Source organism: Mesorhizobium sp. M5C.F.Ca.IN.020.32.2.1 (genome assembly GCF_004023105.1).
GTDB lineage: Bacteria > Pseudomonadota > Alphaproteobacteria > Rhizobiales > Rhizobiaceae > Mesorhizobium > Mesorhizobium wenxiniae.
In genome coordinates, this window is record NZ_RZSX01001443.1 from 1 (window position 1) to 837 (window position 837).

1 protein-coding gene is annotated in these 837 nt (G+C 63.9%); it reads left to right on the forward strand.

Features of this window, described 5'->3' with window-relative positions; genetic code table 11:
* A partial coding sequence (locus tag EOA86_RS36645) for a tellurite resistance TerB family protein (protein WP_245497503.1) occupies positions 1-565 on the forward strand: 565 nt, incomplete at its 5' end.
* Positions 566-837: the final 272 nt, after the last annotated feature.

The following is an 837-nucleotide window of genomic DNA, read 5'->3' on the forward strand; positions in this document are numbered from 1 at the left end:
CGCCTACAAGGCCTACCAGAACTACAAGAACGGCAAGGCGCCTGCGGAAACGGCCGCAGCCGGCTCGCCGGAATTGTTGCCGCCGCCCGCCGACACCAGCTTCCATCCCTCGCAAGCGCCGCAAGGCGAGGACGAATTCACGCTGACGCTGGTGCGGGCGATGATTTCGGCGGCGAAGGCCGACGGCCATATCGACGACGACGAACGGCAAAAGATCGGCGGCAAGCTCAGCCTCTCGGGCATCGGCTCCGACGCGGAGAAGTTCCTGATGTCGGAGCTGGAAACGCCGCTCGACCTGGATACGCTGGTCGCCGGCGCCCAAACCGACGCGCAGAAGCTCGAACTCTACACCGCCTCGCGCCTCACCATCGATCCGGATACGCGTTCCGAACGCGGCTATCTCGACCTGCTCGCCGGCCGCCTCGGGCTGCCGGACGCACTGGTCGACCATGTCGAGGCGACGGTGTCAGCGGCAAAGGTACCGGCGGCAAAGGTGCCGGAGTCAGGGGTGCCGGAGTCAGGGGCGCCGGAGTCGGACAAGGCAACCGCCAGCTCGCGCTGGTAGGCTTCAGGGCCGCGGAGGGCGGCAATCCGGGCGCCGCTCTCGCGTTAATGTCTCGTTTACCTAGGAAGCGCATAACTTTAGGTAGTCGGATCGGCTTTCCTCCTCCCAAGTCCGGTTCAGATCAGGGCGGCCGCCAATGGCCGCCCTTTTGTTGAAGCCGGCTGGCGCTAACCCGAAATCGGAATCGATTTTTGGAAGCGATCATGCGCAAAATCAAATTGCTCGAAATCAAGCTGCTATAGCGTCCTTGCGGACACGCGGCGCTGTAGGAG